At 29.3% G+C, this 26,467-nt stretch carries 24 protein-coding genes and 1 tRNA gene; 18 read left to right on the plus strand and 7 right to left on the minus strand.

Translation table 11 applies throughout. The features are described from left to right. Window position 1: 1 nt before the first annotated feature. The 7 genes from KI686_RS02200 (at window position 2) to KI686_RS02230 (ending at window position 7,417) form a co-directional block, all read left to right on the plus strand. Window positions 2-754 carry a Crp/Fnr family transcriptional regulator gene (locus tag KI686_RS02200; RefSeq protein WP_237587608.1) on the plus strand — a complete coding sequence of 251 codons (753 nt, stop codon included), beginning with the start codon at window positions 2-4 and terminating at the stop codon, window positions 752-754. Window positions 755-1,042: 288 nt separating this feature from the next. After that, window positions 1,043-2,425 (plus strand): CmpA/NrtA family ABC transporter substrate-binding protein, encoded by a 1,383-nt coding sequence (locus tag KI686_RS02205; protein WP_237587609.1) that lies wholly within the window; start codon window positions 1,043-1,045, stop codon window positions 2,423-2,425. 20 nt (window positions 2,426-2,445) lie between these two features. After that, entirely contained in the window at window positions 2,446-3,552 is a 1,107-nt protein-coding gene (locus tag KI686_RS02210; RefSeq protein WP_237587610.1) for an ABC transporter permease, read from the plus strand. 31 nt (window positions 3,553-3,583) lie between these two features. Next, complete coding sequence (locus tag KI686_RS02215; protein WP_237587611.1) at window positions 3,584-4,423, plus strand: ABC transporter ATP-binding protein; 840 nt, start codon at window positions 3,584-3,586, stop codon at window positions 4,421-4,423. A gap of 16 nt (window positions 4,424-4,439) precedes the next feature. Then, window positions 4,440-5,270 (plus strand): ABC transporter ATP-binding protein, encoded by an 831-nt coding sequence (locus KI686_RS02220; protein ID WP_237587612.1) that lies wholly within the window; start codon window positions 4,440-4,442, stop codon window positions 5,268-5,270. Window positions 5,271-5,317: 47 nt separating this feature from the next. Continuing rightward, on the plus strand, window positions 5,318-6,580 hold the full coding sequence (locus KI686_RS02225) for an alginate export family protein (protein ID WP_237587613.1): 1,263 nt from the start codon (window positions 5,318-5,320) through the stop codon (window positions 6,578-6,580). A 180-nt stretch (window positions 6,581-6,760) separates the two neighbouring features. After that, window positions 6,761-7,417, plus strand: coding sequence for an HAD family hydrolase (locus KI686_RS02230; RefSeq protein WP_237587614.1), 657 nt, complete (start codon window positions 6,761-6,763; stop codon window positions 7,415-7,417). On the opposite strand, the gene KI686_RS02235 is transcribed toward KI686_RS02230, so the two are convergent. Further along, window positions 7,414-8,478, minus strand: coding sequence for a substrate-binding domain-containing protein (locus tag KI686_RS02235; protein ID WP_237587615.1), 1,065 nt, complete (start codon window positions 8,476-8,478; stop codon window positions 7,414-7,416). The genes KI686_RS02230 and KI686_RS02235 overlap by 4 nt on opposite strands. A 187-nt stretch (window positions 8,479-8,665) precedes the next feature. Between KI686_RS02235 and KI686_RS02240 the strand changes: the two genes are divergently transcribed. Genes KI686_RS02240 through uxaC form a run of 3 tightly spaced genes read left to right on the plus strand, consistent with a single transcriptional unit; the run spans window position 8,666 to window position 12,097 of the window. After that, entirely contained in the window at window positions 8,666-9,475 is an 810-nt protein-coding gene (locus tag KI686_RS02240; RefSeq protein WP_237587616.1) for an SDR family oxidoreductase, read from the plus strand. A gap of 12 nt (window positions 9,476-9,487) precedes the next feature. Then, window positions 9,488-10,675: a mannonate dehydratase gene (gene uxuA, locus KI686_RS02245; RefSeq protein WP_237587617.1), complete on the plus strand. Its 1,188-nt coding sequence runs from the start codon at window positions 9,488-9,490 to the stop codon at window positions 10,673-10,675. 9 nt (window positions 10,676-10,684) lie between these two features. After that, window positions 10,685-12,097 (plus strand): glucuronate isomerase, encoded by a 1,413-nt coding sequence (uxaC, locus tag KI686_RS02250; RefSeq protein ID WP_237587618.1) that lies wholly within the window; start codon window positions 10,685-10,687, stop codon window positions 12,095-12,097. Window positions 12,098-12,175: 78 nt separating this feature from the next. Here the strand turns inward: uxaC and KI686_RS02255 are convergent, their stop codons facing one another. From KI686_RS02255 to KI686_RS02275, 5 genes are read right to left on the minus strand one after another with little or no spacing between them, the layout of a single operon-like run. Next, the gene (locus KI686_RS02255) at window positions 12,176-12,364 is read right to left on the minus strand and encodes a hypothetical protein (protein ID WP_237587619.1); all 189 of its coding nucleotides are present in this window, start codon (window positions 12,362-12,364) and stop codon (window positions 12,176-12,178) included. A 3-nt stretch (window positions 12,365-12,367) separates the two neighbouring features. After that, complete coding sequence (gene larC, locus KI686_RS02260; RefSeq protein WP_237587620.1) at window positions 12,368-13,657, minus strand: nickel pincer cofactor biosynthesis protein LarC; 1,290 nt, start codon at window positions 13,655-13,657, stop codon at window positions 12,368-12,370. After that, complete coding sequence (larB, locus tag KI686_RS02265) at window positions 13,654-14,313, minus strand: nickel pincer cofactor biosynthesis protein LarB (protein WP_237587621.1); 660 nt, start codon at window positions 14,311-14,313, stop codon at window positions 13,654-13,656. Before larB ends, larC begins: the two co-directional genes overlap by 4 nt. Further along, complete coding sequence (larE, locus tag KI686_RS02270; RefSeq protein ID WP_237587624.1) at window positions 14,306-15,103, minus strand: ATP-dependent sacrificial sulfur transferase LarE; 798 nt, start codon at window positions 15,101-15,103, stop codon at window positions 14,306-14,308. Before larE ends, larB begins: the two co-directional genes overlap by 8 nt. 32 nt (window positions 15,104-15,135) lie before the next feature. Beyond that, a complete protein-coding gene (locus KI686_RS02275; protein WP_237587625.1) occupies window positions 15,136-16,599 on the minus strand; it encodes an aldo/keto reductase in 1,464 nt (487 codons plus the stop codon). Between the two features lie 554 nt (window positions 16,600-17,153). Between KI686_RS02275 and KI686_RS02280 the strand changes: the two genes are divergently transcribed. The 5 genes from KI686_RS02280 to KI686_RS02300 all read left to right on the plus strand — a co-directional run bounded on the left by KI686_RS02280 (window position 17,154) and on the right by KI686_RS02300 (window position 23,212). Beyond that, window positions 17,154-18,467, plus strand: a complete 1,314-nt coding sequence (locus tag KI686_RS02280) for a tyrosine-type recombinase/integrase (protein ID WP_237587626.1) — start codon at window positions 17,154-17,156, stop codon at window positions 18,465-18,467. Between the two features lie 63 nt (window positions 18,468-18,530). Then, complete coding sequence (locus KI686_RS02285) at window positions 18,531-19,478, plus strand: hypothetical protein (RefSeq protein ID WP_237587628.1); 948 nt, start codon at window positions 18,531-18,533, stop codon at window positions 19,476-19,478. A gap of 72 nt (window positions 19,479-19,550) precedes the next feature. Continuing rightward, the gene (locus KI686_RS02290; protein ID WP_237587630.1) at window positions 19,551-19,814 is read left to right on the plus strand and encodes a helix-turn-helix domain-containing protein; all 264 of its coding nucleotides are present in this window, start codon (window positions 19,551-19,553) and stop codon (window positions 19,812-19,814) included. Window positions 19,815-19,827: 13 nt separating this feature from the next. After that, complete coding sequence (locus KI686_RS02295) at window positions 19,828-20,238, plus strand: hypothetical protein (protein ID WP_237587631.1); 411 nt, start codon at window positions 19,828-19,830, stop codon at window positions 20,236-20,238. A gap of 4 nt (window positions 20,239-20,242) precedes the next feature. Next, window positions 20,243-23,212 carry a DEAD/DEAH box helicase gene (locus KI686_RS02300; protein ID WP_237587632.1) on the plus strand — a complete coding sequence of 990 codons (2,970 nt, stop codon included), beginning with the start codon at window positions 20,243-20,245 and terminating at the stop codon, window positions 23,210-23,212. 726 nt (window positions 23,213-23,938) lie between these two features. On the opposite strand, the gene KI686_RS02305 is transcribed toward KI686_RS02300, so the two are convergent. Further along, window positions 23,939-24,023, minus strand: a tRNA-Leu gene (locus tag KI686_RS02305). Window positions 24,024-24,148: 125 nt separating this feature from the next. Here KI686_RS02305 and KI686_RS02310 point away from each other — a divergent pair. The 3 genes from KI686_RS02310 (at window position 24,149) to pth (ending at window position 26,442) form a co-directional block, all read left to right on the plus strand. Then, on the plus strand, window positions 24,149-25,090 hold the full coding sequence (locus KI686_RS02310) for a ribose-phosphate pyrophosphokinase (protein WP_237587634.1): 942 nt from the start codon (window positions 24,149-24,151) through the stop codon (window positions 25,088-25,090). A 19-nt stretch (window positions 25,091-25,109) separates the two neighbouring features. After that, on the plus strand, window positions 25,110-25,685 hold the full coding sequence (locus KI686_RS02315) for a 50S ribosomal protein L25/general stress protein Ctc (RefSeq protein WP_237587635.1): 576 nt from the start codon (window positions 25,110-25,112) through the stop codon (window positions 25,683-25,685). A gap of 190 nt (window positions 25,686-25,875) precedes the next feature. After that, entirely contained in the window at window positions 25,876-26,442 is a 567-nt protein-coding gene (pth, locus tag KI686_RS02320; RefSeq protein WP_237587636.1) for an aminoacyl-tRNA hydrolase, read from the plus strand. Window positions 26,443-26,467 lie beyond the last annotated feature (25 nt).

A 26,467-nucleotide genomic window follows, 5' to 3' on the forward strand; every position in this document is an offset into this window, starting at 1 on the left:
ATTGCCATTAAGCTCAAAAATATCAATAAATAATACAAGAAAAACAATTACAGATTTTTCTTGTATTTCTTGTGGTAATACTTCTTGTTTGGTAAAAAAAAACTTAAAAAATATTGTTAATCCTGTTTTTGTTGAAAAAAAGAAAACTTTAAAATGTAAAAAAGGGCAGCAATTTATAATAGAAGGAGCTGCAGTAAATGGCTTGTTTTTTATTTTAAAGGGCGTTGTAAAAGTTTTTAGAACAGGTATTAATGGTCGAGAACAGATTGTCCGTTTTGCAAAAGAAGGAGAAATAATTGGTCATAGAGGCTTTGGTACAGAAGAGTATTATTCTATTGGTGCAATTGCTTTACAAGAAACAGTTTTGTGTTATTTTTCTAAAGATGATTTACAAAAAGCGCTATTAGAAAACCCAAAATTTGGTTATGATATGATGCTTTTTTATGCAAACGAATTAAATAAAAGTGAGTCTAAGGTTAAGTCGATTTCTCAAATGACAGTTAGAGAGCGTGTAATAGATACGCTACTTTACATTCATAGAAAGTTTGGTGATTTACGAGGTTTTTTAAACTTGCCATTAAGTAGAAAAGAATATGCAGATTATGCAGGTACAACAGAAGAGCAGGTGATTAGAATTTTTTCACTACTTAAAAAAGAAGGTTTAATTTCTGCAAAAGGAAAAAAAATTGGAATTGTAGATCTTCAAAAATTAAAAAATGAAATTAGTGAACATAACTTTTATTTAGACACTTAATAGAATTTCCCTTTTTATTAGTTTTTTGATAGTTAACCTTTTAGTTTTTATAATTAAAAGGTTTTTTTACGTATAAAAACTACGTGTAAAAATTTATTACTTAGTGGTTACTTAATTTTTTAAATATTTAATTATCATTTATTTATGATTAAAATATGTTTTTTGATAGTTTTTTTTATGTTGTAAAAAGATGTTTTTTTATGTGTAATATCATAAGTAGATATTTAATCTAGGTATATATTTGTCAAAAAAATACGTATTAATACTTAGATTAATAAAATTTATAATATGAAATATCTACTAAAAAAATCAACCTACATTTTACCAGTAGCAATGTTATTATTTGCTTGTGGAGGTAAAGAAACAAAAAAAGCAACAACTGTTGAGGCAAAAACATCAACAACAAAAACATTAGAAATAGAAAAACCACAGTTAACTTTTGGTTTTATTAAATTAACAGATATGGCTCCTTTAGCAATAGCTAAAGAAAAAGGTTTTTTCGAAGATGAAGGATTATTTGTTTCTGTAGAAGCACAATCTAACTGGAAAAATGTTTTAGACAGGGTTATAGATGGTCAATTAGATGGTTCTCACATGTTAGCAGGTCAGCCAATTGCTGCAGGAGCAGGTTTTGGGCGTCAAGCAAAATTAGTAACTGCTTTCTCTATGGATTTAAACGGAAACGGAATTACAGTTTCTAATGATGTTTGGTCTAAAATGAAACCAAACGTGCCAACAGATAAAGATGGAAAACCAGTACACCCTATTAAAGCAGATGCTTTAAAACCAGTAATTACAGAATATAAAAATTCTGGTAAAGCATTTAAAATGGGAATGGTTTTTCCGGTTTCTACACATAACTATGAAATTAGATATTGGTTAGCAGCAGCAGGTATTCATCCAGGAATGTACACAAAAGAAAATGTACAAGGGCAAATTGATGCTGAGGTTTTATTATCTGTAACTCCACCGCCACAAATGCCAGCAACTTTAGAAGCAGGTACAATCTATGGATATTGTGTTGGAGAACCTTGGAATCAACAAGCGGTTTTTAAAGGAATTGGGGTTCCTGTAGTAACAAACTATGATATCTGGAAAAATAACCCAGAAAAAGTATTTGTAATGACAGAGAAGTTTGTAGAAGAAAACCCAAATACAGCGGTTGCAGTTACAAAAGCATTAATTAGAGCAGGTAAATGGTTAGATAAACCAGAAAACAGACAAGAGGCTGTAGAAATTTTATCAATGTCTCAATATGTTGGTGCTCCGGTAGAAGTTTTAGCTAACTCTATGACAGGTACTTTTGAATTTGAAAAAGGAGATAAAAGAGAAATGGAAGACTTTAATGTATTCTATAAATACAATGCAACTTATCCTTTCTACTCTGATGGAATTTGGTTTTTAACTCAAATGAGAAGATGGGGGCAAATTCCTGATGCAAAACCAGCAGATTGGTATGCATCTACAATTAAAGATATTTACAGACCAGATATTTGGAAAAAAGCAGCAGCTTTATTGGTAGAAGAAGGTAATATTCCTGCATCAGATATTCCAACAACAGATGGGTATAAACCAGCAACAGCAGATTTTATTGACGGTACAACATATGATGCAAAAGATCCTATCGGGTACATCAATAGTTTTAAAATAGGAAACAAAGACAAAAAATAAGAATACTATAAATTAATATTATGAAAGCAAGTTTAACACTAGGAAAAGTAACTAATTTTATAGGATTAGGATTTTTTACAACATTAAAAGACCTGTTTACTGGAAAACTAGAAAAAGAAGAGCTTAAAAGCTTTTTACGCAAGACGATTGTGCCGCTTGCTTCCATTTTATTATTTATTGGTTTGTGGCATTTAGGGGCAAAATCTCTTTATAATATAGAAGCAGATTTTAAAATAGAAAAAGCATTAGAAGATCAAGGTCAAGCAGCAGCAGATGCGTTAAAAGCTTGTATTGCTTCTGGCGATTCTAGTTGTCAGCCAAATACATTGCCATCACCATCACAAGTTTGGGATTCTTTTCAATCTTTATTAAGAGATCATAACATAATTAGTGCAGACAAAGCTGCTTTTGCAGAAAAAACAGCAGCATTAAATGCAAAAAGAATTGCAGAAGGTAAAGACGCAATTACGTATACAGGAAGACCTTCTTTTGTAGATCAAATATTTAGAAGTTTACAAACTGTTTTTGCAGGTTTTCTATTGGCATTATTAATTGCAGTTCCTTTAGGTATTTTCATAGGATTAAGTCCTACTTTAAAAAGTGCTTTTAATTGGTTTATTCAAATATTTAAGCCAGTATCTCCAGTAGTTTGGTATTTATTAGTTTTTATGATTGTAAAAACATTATTGATAGATTCTAGCGAAGATAGTTCGTTTACCATTTCATTTATTAGTGTTGGTTTGTGTTCTATGTGGGCAACTTTAGTTAACACTGCAATGGGAGTTTCTACAGTAGATAAAGACTATATAAATGTTGCAAAAGTTTTAAAATTAGGAACTTTTCAAAAAATATTTAAAGTTGTATTACCATCATCACTTCCATTAATTTTTACAGGTTTAAAAATAACATTATCAGTTGCTTGGATGGTTTTAATTGCAATTGAACTTTTGGCACAGAGTCCTGGTTTAGGGTTGTTTGTTTGGGAAGAATTCCAAAATGGAGCAAATGATTCTAATGCAAAAATTATAGTTGCCATGTTTGTAATTGGTATCATTGGTTTCTTGTTAGATAGATTAATGTTAACCATACAAAATTGGGTGTCTTTTGATAAAACAGATGCAATTTAAAATAAACTTTTAATTCTTTAATCTTTTAGAAATGGCATATTTAGAACTAAATAATATTTACAAAAGTTACAATCAGGCAGATGGAGAAACAGAAGTGTTATCTAACATCAACTTAAAAATAGAAGAAGGAGAGTTTGTTGCTATTGTAGGTTTTACAGGAAGCGGAAAAACAACATTAGTAAACCTAATTAACGGATTAATAAAACCAACAAGTGGAGAGGTTTTGTTTAAAGGAGAACCAGTTGTAGGTACTAGTCATGAGCGTGGTGTTATTTTTCAAAATTACTCATTATTGCCTTGGTTAACGGTAGAGCAAAATGTGTTAATGGCTGTTAAAGAAGCTTTTCCTAAAAGAGAAAAGGCGGTTTGGAAACGTAAAGCGGCTCATTATATAGATATGGTGAGTTTAACACCAGCAATAAATAAATTACCTAAAGAATTATCTGGTGGGATGAGACAGCGTGTTGCAGTTGCAAGAGCATTGGCAATGAAACCAGATATGATTATTATGGATGAACCTTTAGGTGCTTTAGATGCATTAACTCGTGGTAATTTACAAGATCAAATTTTAAATATTTGGGGGAAAGACAAAAGAACGGCCTTGTTAATTACCAACGATGTTGATGAAGGAATTTATATGGCAGACAGAATTATTCCTTTACGCCCAGGACCAAATGCAACTTTAGGTCCAGAGTTTAAAATTGATTTAGAGCGTCCTAGAGATAAAACAGAAATGAATGACAATCCAAACTTTAAAAAAACCAGAAATGCAATTATAGAGTATTTAATGGATATTGGAGAAGAACGTAAATCTGAATCTACACAAGAATTTGTATTGCCAGAATTAACACCAAAAGACTTTGTTAAATAATTAAATAAGGATAAAGATGAGCATTATAACAGAACAAGATATCACAAAAAATGTGATCAAAAATATTTCTTTTCCTTCTAATGAAGTCATGTTAGATTTAAAAGATCTTAAAAAAGTATATCCAACACCAAAAGGAGATTATGTGGTTTTAGAGCACTTAAATCTTCAAATTAAAAAAGAAGAATTTGTAACAATTATTGGGCATTCTGGTTGTGGTAAAACAACAATGCTTTCTATGATTGCAGGTTTAAACCCAATTTCTGGAGGAAATATTTCTGTACTTGGTAAGCCAATTAAAGGACCAGGACCAGACCGAGGAGTTATTTTTCAGGCACCAAGTTTAATGCCTTGGATGACATCTTTACAAAACGTTTTATTAGGTGTAAACCAAGTTTTTCCGCATGCAACAAAAGCACAAAGAAATGATATTGCTAAATATTACTTACAAAAAGTAGGTTTAGAAGATGCTTTTGATAAAAAAGCTAGCGAATTATCGCAAGGAATGCAGCAAAGAGTTGGTATTGCAAGAGCCTTTGCTATTAAGCCAAAAGTTTTATTGCTAGATGAACCTTTTGGAATGTTAGACTCTTTAACAAGGGGAGAATTGCAAGATATCTTAATAGAAATCTGGAATAAAGAAAAAATTACAGCAGTTATGATTACGCATGATGTTGATGAAGCTATCTTTTTAGCAGACAGAGTAGTAATGATGACGAGTGGGCCAAGAGCAAAAATAGGAGATGTTTTAGACATCAATTTTGAAAGACCGAGAACAAGAAAATCAGTCTTAGAACACGACGATTATTATACTTATAGAAAGCATTTAATTGACTTTTTAGAACATTAATATAACAACCAAAACAACACAACTTATTTAACAAAAAACAACAAAAAATGAAAAAAAAATATATAATTTTAGGATTATTACTAGTAAGTTTTCAAATAGCAAAAGCACAATTTACTTTAGACGCAGAGTTTAGACCAAGAACAGAATTAAGAAGTGGTTTTGGTAATTTAATTGCAGAAGATGCAGATGCAGGCTTTGGAATTTCTACTAGAGCAAGATTAAATGCAGGTTTTAAAACAGACGCATATAAGGTATTTATTAGTTTACAGGATGTAATGGTTTGGGGAGAAAACAGACAATTGTTGCCTTATGATCAAAACAATACATTTGCTGTATATCAAGCTTGGGCAGAGCTAGGTTTAGGTAACGGTTGGTCTACTAAATTAGGTCGTCAAGTATTTGCTTATGATGATCAAAGAATTTTAGGAGGTTTAGATTGGGCGCAACAAGGGCGTAATCACGATGCTGCATTATTAAAGTATAAAAAGAACAAGTTTGCTTTAGATTTTGCTTTGGCATTTAATCAAGATTATTCTAACCCAACAGGTTTTATTTCTACTGGAACAGAATACGCTACAACAGGTTTTTTCTCATACAAAACAATGCAAATGTTGCATTTATCTCAGGGATGGGATAGCTTTAAAGGAAGTTTGTTATTATTAAATAATGGTTTTCAGGCTTATGATGATGCAGGTAATTCTGATGGTGTAAATAATTTACTAACGGTAGGGACACATTTAAATTATAAGAAGGGTAAATTTGGTGCAGCTGCAAACATCTACTTACAAACAGGAGAAAGACAGGGAGGTACAGAAGTTAGTGGAGCATCTTTATTCAGTTTAGATTTTAGTTATAAAGCATCTTCTAAAGTAGGCTTAGGATTAGGTTTAGAAAGCATTAGTGGTGCAAAAGATGATACTGCAGCGTTCTTTCCATTATATGGTACAAATCATAAATTTAATGGATTTATGGATTATTTCTACGTAGGTAACCATGCAAATTCTATTGGTTTGGTAGATGTACATGCAAGTGCTAATTTTACTTTAAGTAAATCATCTAGTTTATTAGTAAAAGCATTAAACTTTAGTGGAGAGCAAGCGTTAGCAAGTGGAGAAAAATCTTTAGGAACAGAACTAGATTTAGTATACAAAAAACAATTTGAAGGATACGCTTTAGTTCTTGGATATTCTCAAATGTTTGCTTCTGACGGAATGTATGAATTAAAAGGAATTACAGAAGATGCAGCAGCAGGTTCTCAAAGTTGGGCTTGGGCAATGTTGGTAATTAAACCAAAATTTTTAGGTAACTAAAAATAATTTTATAAATAGTTTATTGATAACGTTCATTTTTTTTAATGTTAGTGAATTGATTTTATCAATATTTAAACCCTTCTTCTAGAAGGGTTTTTTTGTCTGCTTTTTTTGATGATAAAAAAATCAATAAGAATTTTTGTAAGAGAGAATATTATTGTTAGTTTTAATAAAAAATATATGAAATATAAAGCTGTTATTTTTGATTTAGATGGCACACTAGTAAACTCTATAAAAGATATTGCAGATGCAATGAATGCTGTTTTAGCAGAATTAAACTATCCTACATATGATTATAAAACCTATAAAACTTTTGTAGGTAGTGGTGTAAGAAGTTTGGTTGTTAAAGCACTTCCAGCAGAAAATCCGAAGAAAGAAGAAGTAGAATTGTGTTTAAAAGAAATGCTACAAGTTTACAGTAAGTGTTGTACAAACAAAACAGCTCCATATAACGGTATTTTAGATTTATTGAGTCAATTAAAATCTAAAGATTTTCAATTATCTGTGCTTTCTAATAAAGAAGATACACTAACTAAAAAAGTTGCTTCCGTTTTATTACCAGATTATTTGTATCCTGTTTTAGGTTTAAAAGAAGAAGTTCTTAAAAAACCTAACCCTACAGTTGCTTTGCAGATTTGTAAAACCATCAATGTAAAACCAGAAGAAACCATTTTTATTGGAGATACAGATGTTGATATTTTAGTTGCTAAAAATGCCAATATGTTACCGATAGGTGTTTCTTGGGGCTTTAGAGACAAAAAAGAATTAGTAAAAGCTGGAGCAACAGATGTACTAGATCACCCTTTAGATTTGTTAAAAATTCTAGAATCTATTTAAGAAGTAATAAAATCTTTTCTAATATTATATTTTACGTTTTCTTTAATAAGAATATCAATAGGTAAGTAAAATTTATCAGTAGATATTTTATTTTTTATTAAATAATCAGATAATAACCTTACAGCTTCATAACCTTGCTCAAAAGGTTTTTGAGAGATTAAAAAAGAAACAGAATCGTTTAATAAACAATCTATATTTTGTTGAGTATTGTCAAAACCAATTAACTCTAATTTATCTAAATATTGATTTTCTAAACAATCTGCAATTAGATAAATTTTGCTAAAAGGAACAAAAATCCCTGTAATTTTTGGATTATTCTTTAAGTAGCTATTGATGATTTCTTTACGAGCACTATCATTATTTATATTTTCTATTTCTAAAATATGTGTTTTCGAATCTAATTTGTTTTTGATTAAATAATCATTAAAACCTTTAACTCTATTAGAAACAGCATTATTTCTAATGATGTTTTCTTTAAATTGAATTATTAAAAATTCTGATGATTTTGGTGAGTTAAAGTGCATTAATTTGCCAGCAATATAACCTGCTGTGTAAGAATCTTGTCCTACAAAAGAAATGTTTTTAAATCCGCTGATATCAATATTTAAAAAAAGATATGGAATTTTTAACTTTTCTAAATCATTAGTGATTTCTGTTGTTTCCTTAAAGAAATTAGGCACCATTATTACAGCAGAAGGTTGGCTTTCTAACGCTTTTTTATAAGCGTTTAAGTAAGAATTAGATTCATGTTGATTAAAGGTGAAAATTTTAATATGTATTCCTAAATTTTTTACGTCTTCTTCAGCTTTTAATATTCCAGAAAAAGGAGATTTCCAAAATAAATCTTGTTCATTATGTTCCGGCATTAATGCAACAATAAAATATTTGTTTTTTGTAGCCAATGCACTTGCTACAGGGTTTACCTTAAAATTATAATGCTTAAGTATTTGTTGCACTTTAGCAGCTGTTTTTTTAGCAACACCACCTCTATTGTGTATTACTCTATCTACAGTACCTTCAGACACATTGGCTTCTTTAGCAATATCTTTTATTGTAATCATGTTTTTTTTTGATAAAAAGCTAATTTTTAACGCAATGTAATAAAATTAATTTAATCGTGTGCGTACACTATTTTAGATTTACTATATTTGTGTACGTACATAAAAACAATATTAGAATGTTTTTCTTTATAGAAAACATAAATTTTTATGTGTGTTTTAGTTTAAAATAATTAAAAAAAAGATACAAGTGGATACAATATTTAATGTAGAAGAAAAAGTTGTAATAATTACAGGAGGTTACGGTGTTTTAGGTTCTAATATAGCAAAACACTTAGTATCTTCTGGTGCAAAAGTGGCTATTTTAGGTAGAGATAAAGAAAAAGCAGATGCATTTGCATCAACTTTATCCAAGACTCATGCTTTAGGTTTTAAAGCAGATGTTTTAAATAAAGAAGCTTTAGAAAATATAAAAACAGAAATAATAAGTACTTGGGGTAAAATAGATGTTTTAATTAATGCGGCAGGTGGTAACATGGCTGGTGCAACAATTTCTCCAGGAGATTCTCTGTTTGATATTTCTATTCCAGATTTTCAAAAAGTTACAGATCTTAATTTAATGGGTACAGTAATTCCTTCAATAGTTTTTGGTAAACACATGTCAAATCAAGGTAATGGTTCTATAATTAACGTTAGCTCTATGGCTGTGCCACAGGCATTAACAAGAGTTGTAGGTTATTCGGCATCTAAAGCTGCTATGGAAAATTTTACACGTTGGATGGCGGTAGATATGGCATTAAAATTTGGCGATAAAATTAGAGTAAATGCGATTGCTCCTGGTTTTTTTATTGCAGACCAAAATAGAAAATTGTTAACTAATGAGGATGGTTCTTTAACAGATAGAGGAAATACAATTATAGAAAACACGCCAATGAAACGTTTTGGTGAAGCAGAAGAATTAAACGGAGCTGTACATTTATTATGTAGTGAAGCATCAAAATTTATAACAGGAACAGTAATTAGTATCGATGGTGGTTTTGGTGCTTTTAGTGGGGTTTAAAAAAAATAAAAAATGATACAAAATTTAGAACAAACTTGGCGTTGGTACGGTCCTAATGATCCTGTTTCTTTGTTAGATATAAAACAATCGGGTGCAACAGGAATTGTTTCTGCATTGCATCATATACCAAATGGAGAGGTTTGGACGGTTGATGAAATCATCAAAAGAAAACAAATAATAGAAAGTGTAGGTTTAACTTGGTCTGTAGTAGAATCTGTGCCAATTCATGAAAATATTAAAACAAAATCTGGAGATTATCAATTATATATTGATAATTATAAACAAACACTTTTAAATTTAGGTGAATGTGGAATTGATATTGTCTGCTACAATTTTATGCCAGTTTTAGATTGGACACGTACAAATTTAGATTATGAAGTTGCAGATAATTCTACAGCTTTGCGTTTTGAAGCTGCTGCTTTTGCTGCTTTCGAATTGTATTTATTAAAAAGACCAGGCGCAGAAAATGAATATTCTGAAGATCAAAAACAAAAAGCTGCTGAGTTTCTTAAAAATACATCAGAAGAAGATCAAAAAAAATTAATTAGAAATATTATCGCTGGTTTACCAGGTGCAGAAGAAGGGTATTCTTTAGAAGAATTTAATGCAATTTTGGCAACTTATAAAAATATTGGTTCCAAAGAATTAAAGGAAAATCTTTTTTCTTTTTTATCAGAAATTATTCCATCAGCAGAACAAGCAGGTATTTTAATGTGCATTCATCCAGACGATCCTCCTTTTCCTATTCTAGGATTACCAAGAGTTGTATCAACAGAAAAAGATATCGAAGATATTTACAATGCTGTAAAATCACCCAATAATGGATTGACATTTTGTACAGGTTCTTTTGGTGTAAGAGCAGATAATGATTTAGCAGGAATGGTAGAGCGATTAGGAGATAGAATTCATTTTATACATTTACGAGCTACAAAAAGAGATGCTGATGGTAATTTTCATGAAGCAGATCATTTAGATGGAGATGTAGATATGTTTGCTGTGATGAAAGCTTTAATTTTAGAACAAAAAAAACGTATTTTAGAAGGGAGAAAAGATGTAAGAATGCCTTTTAGACCCGATCATGGTCATAAAATGTTAGATGATTTAAAGAAAAAAACAAATCCGGGGTATTCTGGTATTGGTCGTTTGCGTGGTTTGGCAGAATTACGTGGTTTAGAATTAGGGATTAGACGTTCTTTATAAATTTTAGAGATGAAGAATACTACATTTATCAATGATAATTTTTTACTACAATCTAATGTTGCAGAAACGCTGTACCATCAGTTTGCTAAAGATTTACCAATTATAGATTATCATAATCATTTGTCTCCTAAAATGATTTCAGAAGATCAACCAATTAAAAATATTACAGCAGCTTGGTTAGATGGAGATCATTATAAATGGAGAGCTATGCGTGCCAATGGTGTGGACGAAATTTTTATAACAGGTGACAAAACATCACAAAAAGAAAAATTTTTAAAATGGGCAGAAACGGTTCCGTATACTTTAAGAAATCCTTTGTTTCATTGGACGCATTTAGAGCTTAAACGTTATTTTAATATTGATGATATTTTGCAATCATCAACAGCCGAAGAAGTTTATGAGAAAGCAAATTTTGTTTTGCAAGACAAAACTCCTGCACAATTATTAGAACAGATGAATGTTGAGGTTATTTGTACCACAGATGATCCTACAGATAGTTTAGAACATCATAAAATAATTGCTAAAAAAGGTTTTTTTACTAGAGTATTACCAACTTTTAGGCCCGATAAATTACTCTTAATTAAAGAGGATAATTATATTGATTATCTTCAAAAATTAGCAACAAAAGTTGGATTTTCAATTACAAATTTATCAGATTTATTAAATGCTATTAAGAATAGAGTAGATTTTTTTGAAACTTTAGGTTGTAGAGTATCCGATTATGGGTTGGAACAAATTTATGCAGGTGATTTTACAGATGAAGAAGCTGATGAGGTTTTAAAAAAACGTTTATCAAAAATTGATATTTCAGAAGATGAAGCTATTCTTTTTGCATCTTGTGTTTTGTTTAAACTGTGTAAGATGTATTACGCAAAAGGCTGGATACAACAATTTCATTTAGGAGCTTTAAGAAATAATAATAGCAAATTGTTAAACCAAATTGGTTTAGATGCGGGTGTAGATTCTATTGGCGATTTTACTCAGGCAAAACCTATGTCTACACTTTTTAATAAGCTAGATGCAGAAAATAGTTTAAGTAAAACAATTACTTATAATTTAAACCCAGCTTTAAATGAAGTTTTTGCAACTATGATGGGTAATTATAGCGAAAGCGGAGTTCCTGGTAAAATGCAATGGGGTTCTGGTTGGTGGTTTTTAGACCAGAAAGACGGTATGGAAAAACAGTTAAATACACTTTCTAATATGGGTTTGTTGAGTCGTTTTGTTGGAATGTTAACCGATAGTAGAAGTTTTTTATCTTTTCCAAGACATGAATATTTTAGACGTATTTTATGTAATTTAATAGCAGAAGATGTTAAGCAGGGTCTGGTACCAAATGATATTGAGTTTTTAGGAAAAATGATACAAGATATCTGTTATTACAATGCTGTAAATTATTTTAAATTTGATTTAGAACAGTAAATTTTTAATAATTATAAAATAAAAAAAACAGATGTTATTTGTAGCATCTGTTTTTTATTATTCTAGATTTTAATCTAATTAATTTTTGCTGTTTTTTAATTTTGTTTGTGTCATTTTCCAAACGATAGCAACTAAGGCAATAGCCGGAATTAATAGCCAAGCCCATTCACTTATAAAAGAATCATGAGTATGAGAAGTAGTTTGTACATGTGCATTCATCATTTGTGAACTAATTGCTATAAAGAAAATAGATAATAACTTTTTCATTTTTTAAGATTTTAAAGGGTTTATATTTAGTTTATTTATCACTTGAAATGGTGATTGATTGGTCTCTTTAGACAATCTTTTTACATCATCAAATTCAGGTTTAATTTTTATGTTTTTTGTGGGTGTTGTAACTTCTTTTACAAGTACTTCTCCAAATTCTGTTGTCTTTTTTTTCTGAATCCTAGGTAATTCTATGCGATCTATAGGATAATAACGTACCCCAATAGTACTTGTGTTATCAAATAAATAATTAGATACTTCTGTTAAATTATCTTCTGTAAGAATAATATTTAGTAAGAAAGCAAACCTGCCTTTTTTCATCAATTGTTGTGTAATACTAAAGTCTATAGCTCCAGATTTTAACAAGTTGTCTTGAAAATCGTTTCCTAAATATTCTGGAGACATATCATCAATAGAAGCTTCTAGCTGTAAATATTTGTCTTTTTTGTTTTCATTTTCAATTAAAGAAACACGTACAACATTTGCATTATGGAAATTTTTTTTACCGGGTCCGTAAGCTGTTTTTATAGGTGTATAAGTCGCATTTTTAAAATCAGGATTTAAAAATCGTAAAATAGCAGCTCCTGTTGGTGTAATTTTTTCACCTTCTTCTGTACCAGGGTAAATTGGCATTCCTTGTAATAATTCTGCAGTTGCAGGTGCGGGTACAGGTAACATTCCGTGCTGGGTTTTTACAATACCAAAACCAGTACAAATAGGTGTACAATATGTTTTAGAAATATTTAGTTTATCTATTAATACTGCATTACCAACAATATCTATAATAGAATCTACACCACTTATTTCATGAAAATGGATGGTTTCTAAAGGCATATCATGAATTTTAGATTCAGCCTGACCAATCATTAAAAAAATCTCATGTGCTATTTTTTTTGCATTATCACTGATATGTGCGTGATCTATAATTTTTTGAATATCACTTAAATGACGATGCGCTCCGTGATGATGGCTGTGGGAATGATTGTGTGTGTGAGAATGATCATGACCGTGAGCGTGAGAATGGCTATGCGAGTGGTCATGATTATGATGATGGTGATCATCGTGATTGTGATCTGTTTTCGATTCTTTTTTAATATTTAAATCAACAACCTCTACATATTTGCAATTGATACCATTTTTATCAACTTGTTCAATTTCTATTTTACCATCTGGCAGATGTAATTTTTTGGGTAAATCTAATAAAATGTCATAATCGCCAAGCAATTCGCTAAAAGCACTCAAGAACATATTGCCCGATAAACCCGAAAAAGCTTCTATATATATTGTTTTCATTTTTCTATTAGTTTCAACATTCTAAAAGCACTCATGGCTGCTCCGTAACCATTATCTATATTAACTACTGTAATTCCGTTTGCACAACTTGTAAGCATTGCATGTAAAGCGGTTTCTCCATTTTTTGCAGATCCGTAACCTACAGATGTTGGTACTCCTATAATTGGTTGTGGTAACAATCCACCAACAACCGTTGGCAAAGCTCCTTCAAAACCAGCAACAACAATTAAAATATCAAACGTTTTTAATAACTCTAGTCTGTTTAATAATCTTTGTAAACCAGCAACACCAATATCATGAATAATACGAGATTTTACGCCCATATATTCTAACGTATAGAAAGCTTCATTGGCTACACCAATATCTGAACTTCCGGCAGAAATAATTCCTATTTTTGCAGGGTTTTCATCTGAAATTTCAACCTTAGAAAGCATAAAAATTTCAGATTCATCATCATAAAATGCTGCTTTATATGTTTTTAACAGCTCTGTTGCTTTATTGTTTTGGAGTTTAGTTATTAATACATTTTTATCTTTTTTAACATAATCTTTCAGTAAATCTGAAAGTAATGCTACGCTCTTTGACGCTCCGAAAATAACTTCTTCAAAACCTAATCTGCGTTTTCTGTCTTCATCAATGATAAAGGCTTTATCCATTTAATACACGATTTAATTTACCAGAAACAAAACCTTCTTCATCCATAGTTACTCTAGAAAAACCTAAAGTTTTAATTTCTTTAGTAATTTGGTTGAATTGATTTTTTAATGTTTCCATTTCATTTACAGGCACTTCTATTTTAGCTTCTTCTCCTTGGTGTCTTACTCTTACGTTTATAAAACCAAATCGATTTAAAACATATTCTGCATGTTCAATTTGTTTTAATCTTTCGTTATTAACTTCTGTTCCGTAAGGAATTCTAGAACTTAAACACGGGCTTGGTGGTTTAAAAGCTGTTTCTAAACCTAGCTCATTTGCCATTTCTATAACTTCTTTTTTGTTGATTTTTAGCTCTGCTAAAGGTGATTTTATTTGATGATTTTTAGCAGCCTCTAATCCAGGACGATAATCGCCTAAATCATCTAAATTGGTTCCGTTTAATATGGTGTATTCAGGATATCTTTCTTCAATAATATCTACCATAGCTTCATAAAGATGCGTTTTACAGAAAAAACAACGATTTGCTGGATTTGCTGTATAATTTGGGTCTTGTAATTCTGAAGTTTTAATAACTTCAAGATTAATATTGTGTGTTTTACAAAAATCTGTAGCTACCTTAAAGTCTTTTGATTTTAGACTTTCGGAATTTGAAATTAACCCAATAGCAGCATCGCCAAGTACTAATTTAGAAACATACAAAACCAATGAAGAATCTACACCTCCAGAAAAAGCAGTAACTGTACCTTTATGATTTTTAAACCATTGTTTTAGCAATGCTAATTTTGACATATATAATTTTTTTTGAATAGTTAAATAAAATACTAGGCTATATTTCCTTTTGTATCTACAGTTTTAACTGTTATATCAGTAATATTTTGGTCTATTTCAAAAACAAATGGTTTTTCTTTTAAAACTTGAGGTTGATGTTTAACCGTACCTAACATTTTACCATTAGAAAAAATTTCGTAATGAGATATAGGGTTTTCTGCAGCATAAGCGGTTTGCCAAGTTATTTTAGTTTTACCATTTATGGTTTCTTGTTTTAAATCTCTAGGCGGTGTCATGTCTATTTTATCAAGCTGAAAGAAATTTGTTCGAACTCCTGCTGCTTTTGCAGTTTTAGCTTCTATTTCTAGTCTCTTCTCATCGGACATCGAGTCAGGTTTCACTTGAGAGGCATAAAAATTTTGAGTTAACTGACATTTAAGAGGGTCTTTATCTATATGACCAATTCCTATAATTAAGGTATCTACACCCGGTGTGGTAAGTACATATTCTATAAGTTCATGACTTGGTAAATCTGGAGAACCTACTTTACGATAAATTTGGTCTGGTTTTCTTGAGAATCCAGGTACTTCTTTGTACATGGTTCCAGCTCCAAAAACTTTCATTCCAACAACACCAATTCCTTTGGCTTTAGCTAATGGAATAACATTATGTTTCATGTTAAAATACAAATGATCATTAGAGTTAACAGATACTAATAAAGCATCTATTAATCCATATTTATCTCGTTGCATAAAATCAATCATAGCTTCAGCACTAGTGTGGCCTGAAAAACCAATATGCTTCAATAGTTTTTCGTTTTTAGGATTGGTTCCTGTAAAATTAGTACCATCTCTAAAATCTTTTAAAACTACTAAAGCTCCAAAATTTTCATCGGGTTTAATTGGTGTTTCAAGTCCTTTATATAAGACATCATTCTCTTCAATAGATTGTAAAGCATGCACCATAACAATATCTACATAAGAACCTTCTGGATAGTTCCCTTTTCCATCTCCAAAAAGTTGAGTCATGGTTCTTCTAATGTCATCTGCGGCCGTTTGTACATCTGCACCATTAGATTTGTTTCTTACATTTTTTTGCTCTTCCCAACCTGGTTTTCCCCATCGCATAAGTGTTTTACTTGTAATGGTAATGGATTCTCTTAGCTTTTTATTATAATTCGGTTTCCCTGGAATTAAGTTTAATTTTTCAAAAGCTGAATGGTAGTGCAATTGACTTAAATCATACACATTTGAAGTGTCAAAATAATTCACTCCTAAATCAAAAGCTTTTGTAATAATAGCAACAGGATCTACATCATCTGGTGTCCATTGTATAGAAGCTTGTCCTCCTAATCCTAAGGTAGTTACTTTGTTTTTCAATCTACCAAAACTTCTCATCATTGGTTTTGGTGCATTGTTAGCAAAGCTAATATCTAAAGGTAAAAACATTGCGCCGGCAGTTGCCATGCTAGATAGTTTAATAAAATCTCGTCTTGATACTGGATATATTTTTTTCATAAGTCAACGTTTTAGTGAGACTTAAATTTAATAATAGTTTACTTGACCAAAGATTAGTTAAGGTTAATTAGGTTTTTTTTAACATCAATTTAAATATCAATGTTAATGCTATAAATATCTTGGTTAATTCTGTTGATGTTTACTTGTTTTATGTTAACATTTTTTATCTCTAATCAATAATAAAATGATAAAAGTAAGGACGGTAAAAATCTATTTTTTAGAAAATATAAATGCAAGATTAAGAGAGTTAAGGGTTGTAGGTGTGTTTTTGTAAGTTTTTAAAAACAAAAAAGAGTTAACGCATTTATTATAAATGTGATAACTCTTTTAAATGGTACTCAAGGTGGGAATTGAAACAGTTGTTTTTTTTACTTTTTAAAAAGCCTTTAAAACCTATAAAAACGATTAATAGCTTATTAAAACCTTGTTAATAAAGGTTTTTAAAGAATAAACTATAATTAATAAAAATAAACTAATGTTAATAAACGGTTGGCAAACCGTTGGCAAGGAATAAAAATAGTTGTATTTTCGTACTGTTCAAAATTCAATACATTATGGCTACTATTAAATTTCAACTTTTAAGTAAAAGTGAAAATGCACCTATTTATTTAAGACTTTCAGTAAAAAGAGGACAAACCCCGAGAACAAAAACAGGGTTACATATCAACCCAAAACAATGGAGTACTTCAAATTATCCAAAAACTACAACTGCAAACAACAAGAAATTAAAAGCTGATTTACAAGATTTAGAAAAATATATTTTAGATGAGGTTAACAATGCCAACACTAAAGGAGAAACAATAAATACAGCTTGGCTAAAACATCATATTGATGTGCATTTTGGACGTATCTCAATAACTAAAAAAAGCGACTTTATTACAGATGCAATACAAAGCATTATTAATGAAGCGCCAACAAGAAAAAACGCAAAAGGCGGTTTAGGTTTGTCAGAAAGGCGAATTAATTCTTACAAAGCCTTAAAAAGAGTAATTAAAGAATATCAAAAGCAACAAAATTTAAGAGTAAAAGATGTTGATATAAAATTTGCTAAAGATTTTTTAAACTTCTTATTAAACGAAAAGAAATATCAAAAAAGTACTTCACTTAAAAAATTAGCAGACTTAAAAACGGTTTGTACTGATGCTGAGTTTTATGGAATAGAAACAAATTCACAGTATAAAAAAATACAAAGTGCAAAGCCAAACAATGAAAATATACTTTATTTAAGCAATAAAGAATTACAGCAAATAGAAAGTACTGTTTTATTGAGTGAATCACTAAAAAACGCCCGAAAATGGCTTTTATTAGGTTGTAACATAGGGCAAAGAGGTGGCGACCTTTTACAATTAACTGAAAATAATTTTAAAACACTCAACAATTTAGAGGTAATACAGTTAAAGCAACAAAAAACAGGTAAAAATGTTACTATTCCAGTATTAGAAAAAACCAAAGAAATTTTAAAAACTGGATTTCCTTATAAAATATCGACTCAAAAATTCAATAAGCATATAAAAGAGGTTTGCAAACTTTCAGAAATAAACGAACTAATAAATGGTAGTAAGATAGTGGTAACTGAAAAAGGCAAAGGAAACAAAGAGAAAAGAAAAGTAAATGGTTTGTACCCTAAATGGCAGTTAATGGCTTCACACGTTTGCAGACGTTCTTTTTGTAGTAATTTATACGGTACACTACCAACGCCCTTAATTATGAGTATATCTGCACACAGTTCAGAAAAAATGCTACTTAATTATATTGGTAAAGATAGTTTAGACTATGCTCAACAAATTGCAGATTTTTATACCTTACAAGCATTAAAAGAGAAAAGAGAACCTCAGCTACAAATAATAAAAAATGCTTCAAATCAATAGATAAAACTTATAGTTCAAATATTTAATGCCGTTCAAAGTAAAGTAATATAATATAAAGTTGTTATGAGTAAAGAAATTAAAAATTTATATGATGATCTTAATTTAAAGACTATACCAAAAAGTATTTTAGATAAGTTTTTTAGTACTGGTCATTATAAAGAATACTGGGGCGGTAAGCCTTTTAATACAGAATATTTTAATAAATCTGAAAATCTTAATTTTTTTTATAATTATGGTCAAAAAAAAGAATTAATAAAGTTAATTAGAGATAAAAAATTATTGAGTGAAGAAAATATATTTTTAACAATAGAAGATTTAAATAATTATTTTATTGAATATGGTAAAGGTTTTAAGAAAGGATATTATCAGTTTGAGAAAGATTTAGCGCCAGAGAATACTCTTTTTAAAAATGATGATCAACAGATTATTTATAAGATTTTTTCTAAGGCAATACAAGATACTTCACTTAAAAAACCTGGTCTATTTGCTTTAAGTTATATTAATCATTTTCAGATTGAAGATTTAAATGAATTATACAAAACAGAAGATTTAAAATTTTGTAGTTATTTAAAATTTGATGAGTTTTATAAAAGAGGCATTGAAGCTGGTTTTTTTTATAAAGCTTGGTCTATTATTTTGCATAATCCAATACTTTTTGAAAGTCTTTTTAATAAACATTTCAAGCCTAAAAAAAATGAAGAACCTCAACTTGAAAATAAAAAAGAAAGTTTAATTGATTATGACAATTCAAAACTTACAGAAAAAATAATAGCATTAAATGAAAGTGGTGTTTTAGATTTTTTAAAAAATATAGAACCTTTTAATCATTCTACAAATTCTTTAGCTCAGTTTTTAAGTTTGTGTTTAGGAGAAAAAACAGTCTCAATTCAATCTTATATTAACCCTATAATAAATAAAAAAAATGATCAGTCAAAAAGTCCTTACAATACTATAAAGACAGTTGAAAAGGTAAAACTTAAACTTATTGAAATTGGTTTAAAAATAAAGTAGTTTATCTTTTTAGGGAATCCCTAAAAAATCCCTAACGTGTATTTGTTGAATAACATTTAAATAACATAAGTTATGCAACAATTACAAATTAAATTACCTACACAATTACAATCAGATCTTAATGATATTAAGAGAGATTTAGAAAACCTTAAAACACACTTTCAGCCGAAAAAACCACAAACTTATTTAAGTAGGGCTGAGGTTTCTAAAATGCTAAATGTTTCTTTTGTTACGCTTAACAAATGGAATAAAAGCGGACGTTTAAAAGCCGTTGGTATTGGTGGGCGTGTTTTATACAGACAAAGTGATATTGATAACGCTATTGTAGAACTTTAAAAAAGGCTGAAAGATGAAAAATACAACAAACAGCCTTTGTAAGTCTTTTGAGAATGGACTTAACAAAAATACAACAAATAAAGCGCGATTAATAGCTTATGTAGAAAAATCGGAATACATAGAAAAAAGCGAACAGCCTATAATATGTAAACAGTTTAATTTAACATATTTAAAAGGCGTTTTCGCTAATGAATACAGAAAGCGTTTTTATAGATATTTGTATTTTAATACAACTACAACTGCAGAGGTTTCTAAACAAACCAAAATACCCGAAAAATTTCTTTGTCAAGCTAAGGCATATTATGAAAAAAAAGGTTTGTTACAAGTTTTATATTCTGATAGATGCCCAGTAACAAAGTCTAATAATGTAAACTTTTTAAGTACTAACAAAAAACTCTTTTCAGATAATTATAAAATAAAGTAAGTTTATGAGCGACTTAAAAAAAGTCGTTCCTATTACTGATTTTAAAGTAAGTGTAAAGCATCATTTTAATAACTCTAAAATGGTGCTAAATGCACCGTTATTTAGTGAGATTTACAACTACTATTCAGAAAAGAAAAAAGAGGGTAAACCAGTAAAAAAACATCATACTTTAAATACTTTATTAGAGCGATTAAATAGTATTAAGGTTAAACCAACAAAAGGCAATAGTATTGCAATCTTAAAAGGTTTGTATAAAGGTGGTACAAGTGGGGTTTATTGTTACAAATCAGCACCTTTTTTATTTTTTGATATTGATGTAAAAGAAAACGAAAATAGTCGTTTAAATGAATCAAAACAAAATGCAGATGTATTTTTACAGTTGCAAAAAATAGCGGTTATAGTTTGGCGCTCAAATAGTGGTAAAGGTATTGCAGGGGTTTTGTACGTTCCGCAATTAGTAGAGGTTACAAATACAGATGCAACTAAACATTTAAAGATAGGTAATGCAATTACAGATTATCTAACAAAGTTTTTAAATGTAAAATTTGATAATGCACAAAACAAATTTAGGCAAGTAAGATACCTTGCTTTACAAACAGAAAAACGCTTTATCAATACAAACCCTTATGTATTTACTTATGAATTAAAAGAAATTGTAAAAGTTTCAAATACTGGCGTTAAACAATATCGTTTTACAGATAATAGAGCGGTTTTTGGCTCAATTAAAGAACAGTTTAACCAAAGTACAACTATTGAAACAGCGCTTTTAAATACTGGTTTTAGTCAAGTAAATTCTAATAGATATAAGCACCCCAGTACTACAAGTAAAGATACTGGTTTTGTTAAAAATGAAACTTTTGTAAATTTTAGTAGTAGTTTTTCTACCTATTATAAGTTTACGCCTTTTGATTTGTATTTAAAACTTCATTATAATAACGATTATAAGCAGTTTTTAGACGCCTTAAAAAAGAAAGGCTATAAAGAGAAACAACCTCAGCAAAAAGACTTTAAAAAGGCTGAAAACCTTTTAAAACAACCTCAGCACGAACGCGAAAAACAGATTTTTACAGCGTGTTATGATTTAATAAAAGCAAACTATAAAGACAAGGTTAATTTTATCAATAAAAACGCAAAGAATGATGCTGAAAAAATATTGTTTTTTGATTATTTGAAAATAAAACCTTTATCAATTCAATATGATAAAACGCTAAAAATAAAAAATTATGTTAGTGAGCAGTTAAATACAATTTTAAACTATTCTGATGTAAATAATAAAACCATATTAACCGCAGAAACAGGAACAGGAAAAACAACTTCTTTTTTAATGGATTTTACTAAGTATCGACCTAAAAAGAGATTGTTAATATTAGCACCTTTAACCGCTATTGTAGAGCAAACAAAAGCAGAATTTAGCAACATAGTTACACTTACAGCAAATAGCACACCCGAAGACCATATAAAAGCAAAAAGAGTTTCTATTGTTATGGCTACTTATGAGCAAGGGTATAAACATTTAAAAGATCCAAATACATTTGATTATGTTGTTATTGATGAGGTGCATAATTTAATAGTAACAAACAGTTATAAACGTGATGCTATTAAAAACTTAACAAGTCTATTGAGTAATTATAAAACTATAGGTTTAACAGGTACTACAAACCAACTTTTTAAAGCTATTGGTTATAAGTTAGTAAACGTTAAAAAGCAAGATTTAAACCCAGTTGATGTTTATTTAAGAGTAGATAACAGACAACCTTTAAAAATAGCTTTACAGCACTTACAAACGGTAAAAGGTAAATGTATTTTAAGGGTAAATAGTAGAAATGTTGCAATCGCTTTACAAATAGAATTAATAAAACTTAAAAGATATAAAAAAAGCGAAATTCTTATTTTAAATTCAGATAATCATATTAAAAAAAGTCAAGATTTTAAACAGCTAACTAAACAAAGCAAATTTAATGATGTTATAAAATTAGTAATTACAACCGCTTTAATTGATGAGGGTTTAAGTATAAAACAGAAAGGTTTTACAGATGTTGTTTTCATAGAAACAGATTATAAACCAATGCCCGAATCTGTTAAGCAGTTCTTTGCACGTTTTAGAAATGAAGACAAAAACCGCAAAAACTATTTTTACTATAAAGAAACAAAAGACCAAACTTTAAAAAGTTGGAATCCACACTATAATTTTATAGAAACAAAAAAGAATCTTATTGCTGAATCTGAAAACATAAATGTAAATGATACAGATAAAAAAGATAGTATCAATACCAAATATTTGTACTACGATAATAGTTTTGTAAATGATTATGCACTTGCTTATGATGTATCAAAAACCTTTTTTGGTATGATGACAAAACAAGAATTTATACATTTTTTAGAACTCAATTATAATATTAATATCATAGAGGACAAAAAACATATTCAGACTAAATTCGACACAAACGAAAGTAAAAAACAAAACAATCAAAATAAACAACTGGTTGCAAACAACTGGCTAAATAATAAAGATGAGGTTTTAAATGCTTTGTTTGTTATTACTGATAATTCAGAAATAAAAAAATCAATTTCTTACATAGGTTTACAGCCAAAAGATGAGATATACAATTTAGTGAGCGACAATTTAAAAACCTTTGAAGACCTACAAAGAAACAGCACACTTTTAGAGCGTTTTAATATTAAGAATGTAGATAGTATTTTAATTGATACAATAAAATTAAAACCTATAGATTTAAGAAATGTAAACCGTAAAATTAAACTGTTTCAAAATATTGATACAATAAACAATCCGAAGACAAAAACAGATGAAAAAAATAAAACCAAACTTTTAAATTTTCTGAAAGAATCTGTAAAACTTAAAAACATCAATAAAAGAACCTTGTTTAAAGAATGGAATAAATTAAGATGTAATAGTAAAAAGCCAAGTTATTACAACTTAATAGACTTGTTAGAATGGTACAAAACATCTTTGTAATTATAAGGAATAAAAAAAGATGTTAGAATCTGTTAAGCCTTATGTATAAAGGTATCAGAAGAAATTTAATACAAAATTTTATTACAATTAATTTTTGTAAAAAAAGCATAAAAAAAGGCTACTAAAAAGTAACCTTATAAACCGTTCAAAGTTCAATAATACAACTAAGTATTATAAAGTAAATATACTTTTTTTTATCTAAAATAAACGTCTAAAAATTGCTTTTTGTAAGTTGTTTAAATACTTCATAAATAAAAAGTTCTATACTATTTTTTTACGCGTGTATTTTTGTTGTAATATAATCAGTTAATCTAATAGCAATAACAATTAATAATTATTCAAATAGGACACTATAAAAAAGAGTTATACAAAAAGTTCTTTAGTATCTGACGCGCGCGCGTATTGGTTACTTAATTTAAATAGTTATTACTATCTGTTCGCACTCGCTTATTTTTGTTTAAAAGATAAATATAGTTTTGGGAAACCATAAAAAATACAAGCAGTTAATCTAAGAAGTAATTAACAGTTTTATTTATCGTTTTTCACACTATAAAAAGCCAGATTTATAAAAGTTCGTTACTATCTGTTCGCGCGTGTATTATTGTTTTGAAAATAATAAAAAACTATATGATTTTGTTAATCGTTGGCAAATGGTTGGCAAGAATAAGAGTAATAAAACTTAAAAACCCTGAAAATCAATTGATTAACAGGGTTTAGTTGTTTAAATGGTACTCAAGGTGGGAATCGAACCCACACTCCCGAAAGAACTGGATTTTGAATCCAGCGCGTCTACCAATTCCGCCACTTGAGCATTAAATTTATTCGGACTGCAAATGTATTAAAATATTTTATTTTAAACTGAAAAAATAAATGTGAAACTCAATAAATAATTTCTACTTTTGCGTCTCACAACAACACAATAAAAAAAACAACTAAATGCTTATAAATCAGCTTGCACCAAAATTATTTGCTTGTAGACAAAGCACAGTTTTGGCAGAAAAAATTGCTAAAGAGTATAATACTACACTAGGAAAAGTAAAAACAACTTACTTTAGTGATGGAGAATTTCAACCAGCTTTTGAAGAATCTGTTCGTGGTAGAAGAGTTTTTATAATAGGTTCTACTTTTCCTAACGCAGACAATTTAATGGAAATGTTGTTGATGTTAGATGCTGCAAAAAGAGCATCTGCAAGACATATTACAGCAGTTATGCCATATTTTGGTTGGGCAAGACAAGATAGAAAAGATCAACCTAGGGTTGCAATTGGTGCTAAATTAGTAGCTAAACTTTTAGAATCTGCAGGAGCTACTAGAATTATGACAATGGATTTACATGCAGATCAAATTCAAGGTTTTTTCGAAAAACCAGTAGATCATTTATTTGCTTCTTCTATTTTCTTACCATACATAGAAAGCTTGCAATTAGAAAACCTAACTATTGCATCGCCAGATATGGGAGGTTCTAAAAGAGCATATGCTTACTCTAAACATTTATTATCTGAAGTAGTAATATGTTACAAACAAAGAAAGAAAGCAAATGTTATTGGCCATATGGAGTTAATTGGTGATGTGGTTGGTAAAAATGTTATTTTAATTGATGACATGATTGATACAGGAGGAACTCTAGCACACGCAGCAAATTTAATGAAAGAAAGAGGTGCATTAAGTGTACGTGCAATATGTACACATCCTATATTATCTGGTGGCGCATATGAAAAAATAGAAAACTCTGCTTTAACAGAATTAATAGTTTCAGACACAATTCCGTTAAAAAAGAATGTATCTAAAATAAAAGTTGTATCTTGCGCGCCATTATTTGCGGATGTTATGCATAAAGTGCAAGATAACACTTCAATTAGTGATAAATTTTTAATGTAAATAAATAATAAAAAAAGTAATGAAATCAATTACAATTAAAGGATCAAAAAGAGAAAGCGTAGGTAAAGTAGCTACTAAGGCCTTACGTAATGCTGGTATGGTTCCTTGCGTTATATACGGAGGAGATAAACCAGTTCATTTTTCATCAGAAGAAAAATCGTTCAAAAGTTTAGTGTATACTCCAAATGTATATACTGCAACTATTGAGGTTGATGGAAAAAAAATATCTGCAATTTTACAAGACATTCAATTTCACCCAGTAACAGATAAAATCTTACACGTAGATTTTTATCAGTTATTTGATGATAAAGAAGTAACAATGAATATTCCTCTTCGTTTGGTAGGTAAATCTAAAGGTGTTGCAGTTGGTGGTGCTTTACGTCAAAACTTACGTAAAATAAAAGTAAAAGCTATACCAGCAAATTTACCAGATTTTATTGAAGCTGATATTACTGAATTACAAATTGGTAATAAATTATACATTAGTTCTTTAAGAAATGATGATTATTCTATTATGCACCCAGATAACACTGTGGTTGCACAAGTAAGAATGTCTCGTAATGCAACTAAAGCAGCAGCAGAAGCAGCAGAATAAATTTGTTGTTTATCTAAAATAAAAAAAGCGTTACATTATGTAACGCTTTTTTTATTTCTATAAACTTAATAGGTTTTTAGAATTGTTTTAGAGTTTTGAATTATGTATTTCTTCTTATTTTTGAAGAATGAATTTAAAAAGCTTTTTTCTAAATAAAATAGGTATAAGAGTTGAAAGTAAAGAAGAATTAATGAAAAAATTTTTAATTGTTGGTTTAGGTAATATTGGTGATAAATATACCAACACACGCCATAATATTGGTTTTAAAATACTAGATGAGCTTGCAGAAGAATACAATGTAACTTTTGAAACAGAAAAATTAGGTGACATTGCTACTTTTAGGTTTAAAGGAAGAACATTTATTTTATTAAAACCAAATACTTTTATGAATTTAAGTGGTAAGGCTGTAAAGTATTGGTTAGAAAAAGAAAAAATAGCTATAGATAACTTATTGGTTGTTACAGATGATTTAAATATAGATTTTGGAACCATAAGAATTAAAGCTAAAGGAAGTGATGGTGGCCATAATGGCTTAAAAGACATTCAGGAGAAACTGGGTGGTAATAAATATCCAAGATTTCGTTTTGGAGTTGGAGGAAATTTTAGCAGAGGTAATCAAGTAGATTTTGTTCTTGGAGAATGGAATAAAGATGAAACGAGCCTTTTAATAGAACGTTTACCAACTTCAGCTAAAGCTATAATCTCTTTTGGTACAGCGGGTTTGGCTAATACAATGAATACATTTAACGGTAAATAAACATTAGAATCAATTTATTTTAATA

Source organism: Polaribacter sargassicola, from assembly GCF_021991835.1.
GTDB classification, from domain to species: Bacteria; Bacteroidota; Bacteroidia; order Flavobacteriales; family Flavobacteriaceae; genus Polaribacter; species Polaribacter sargassicola.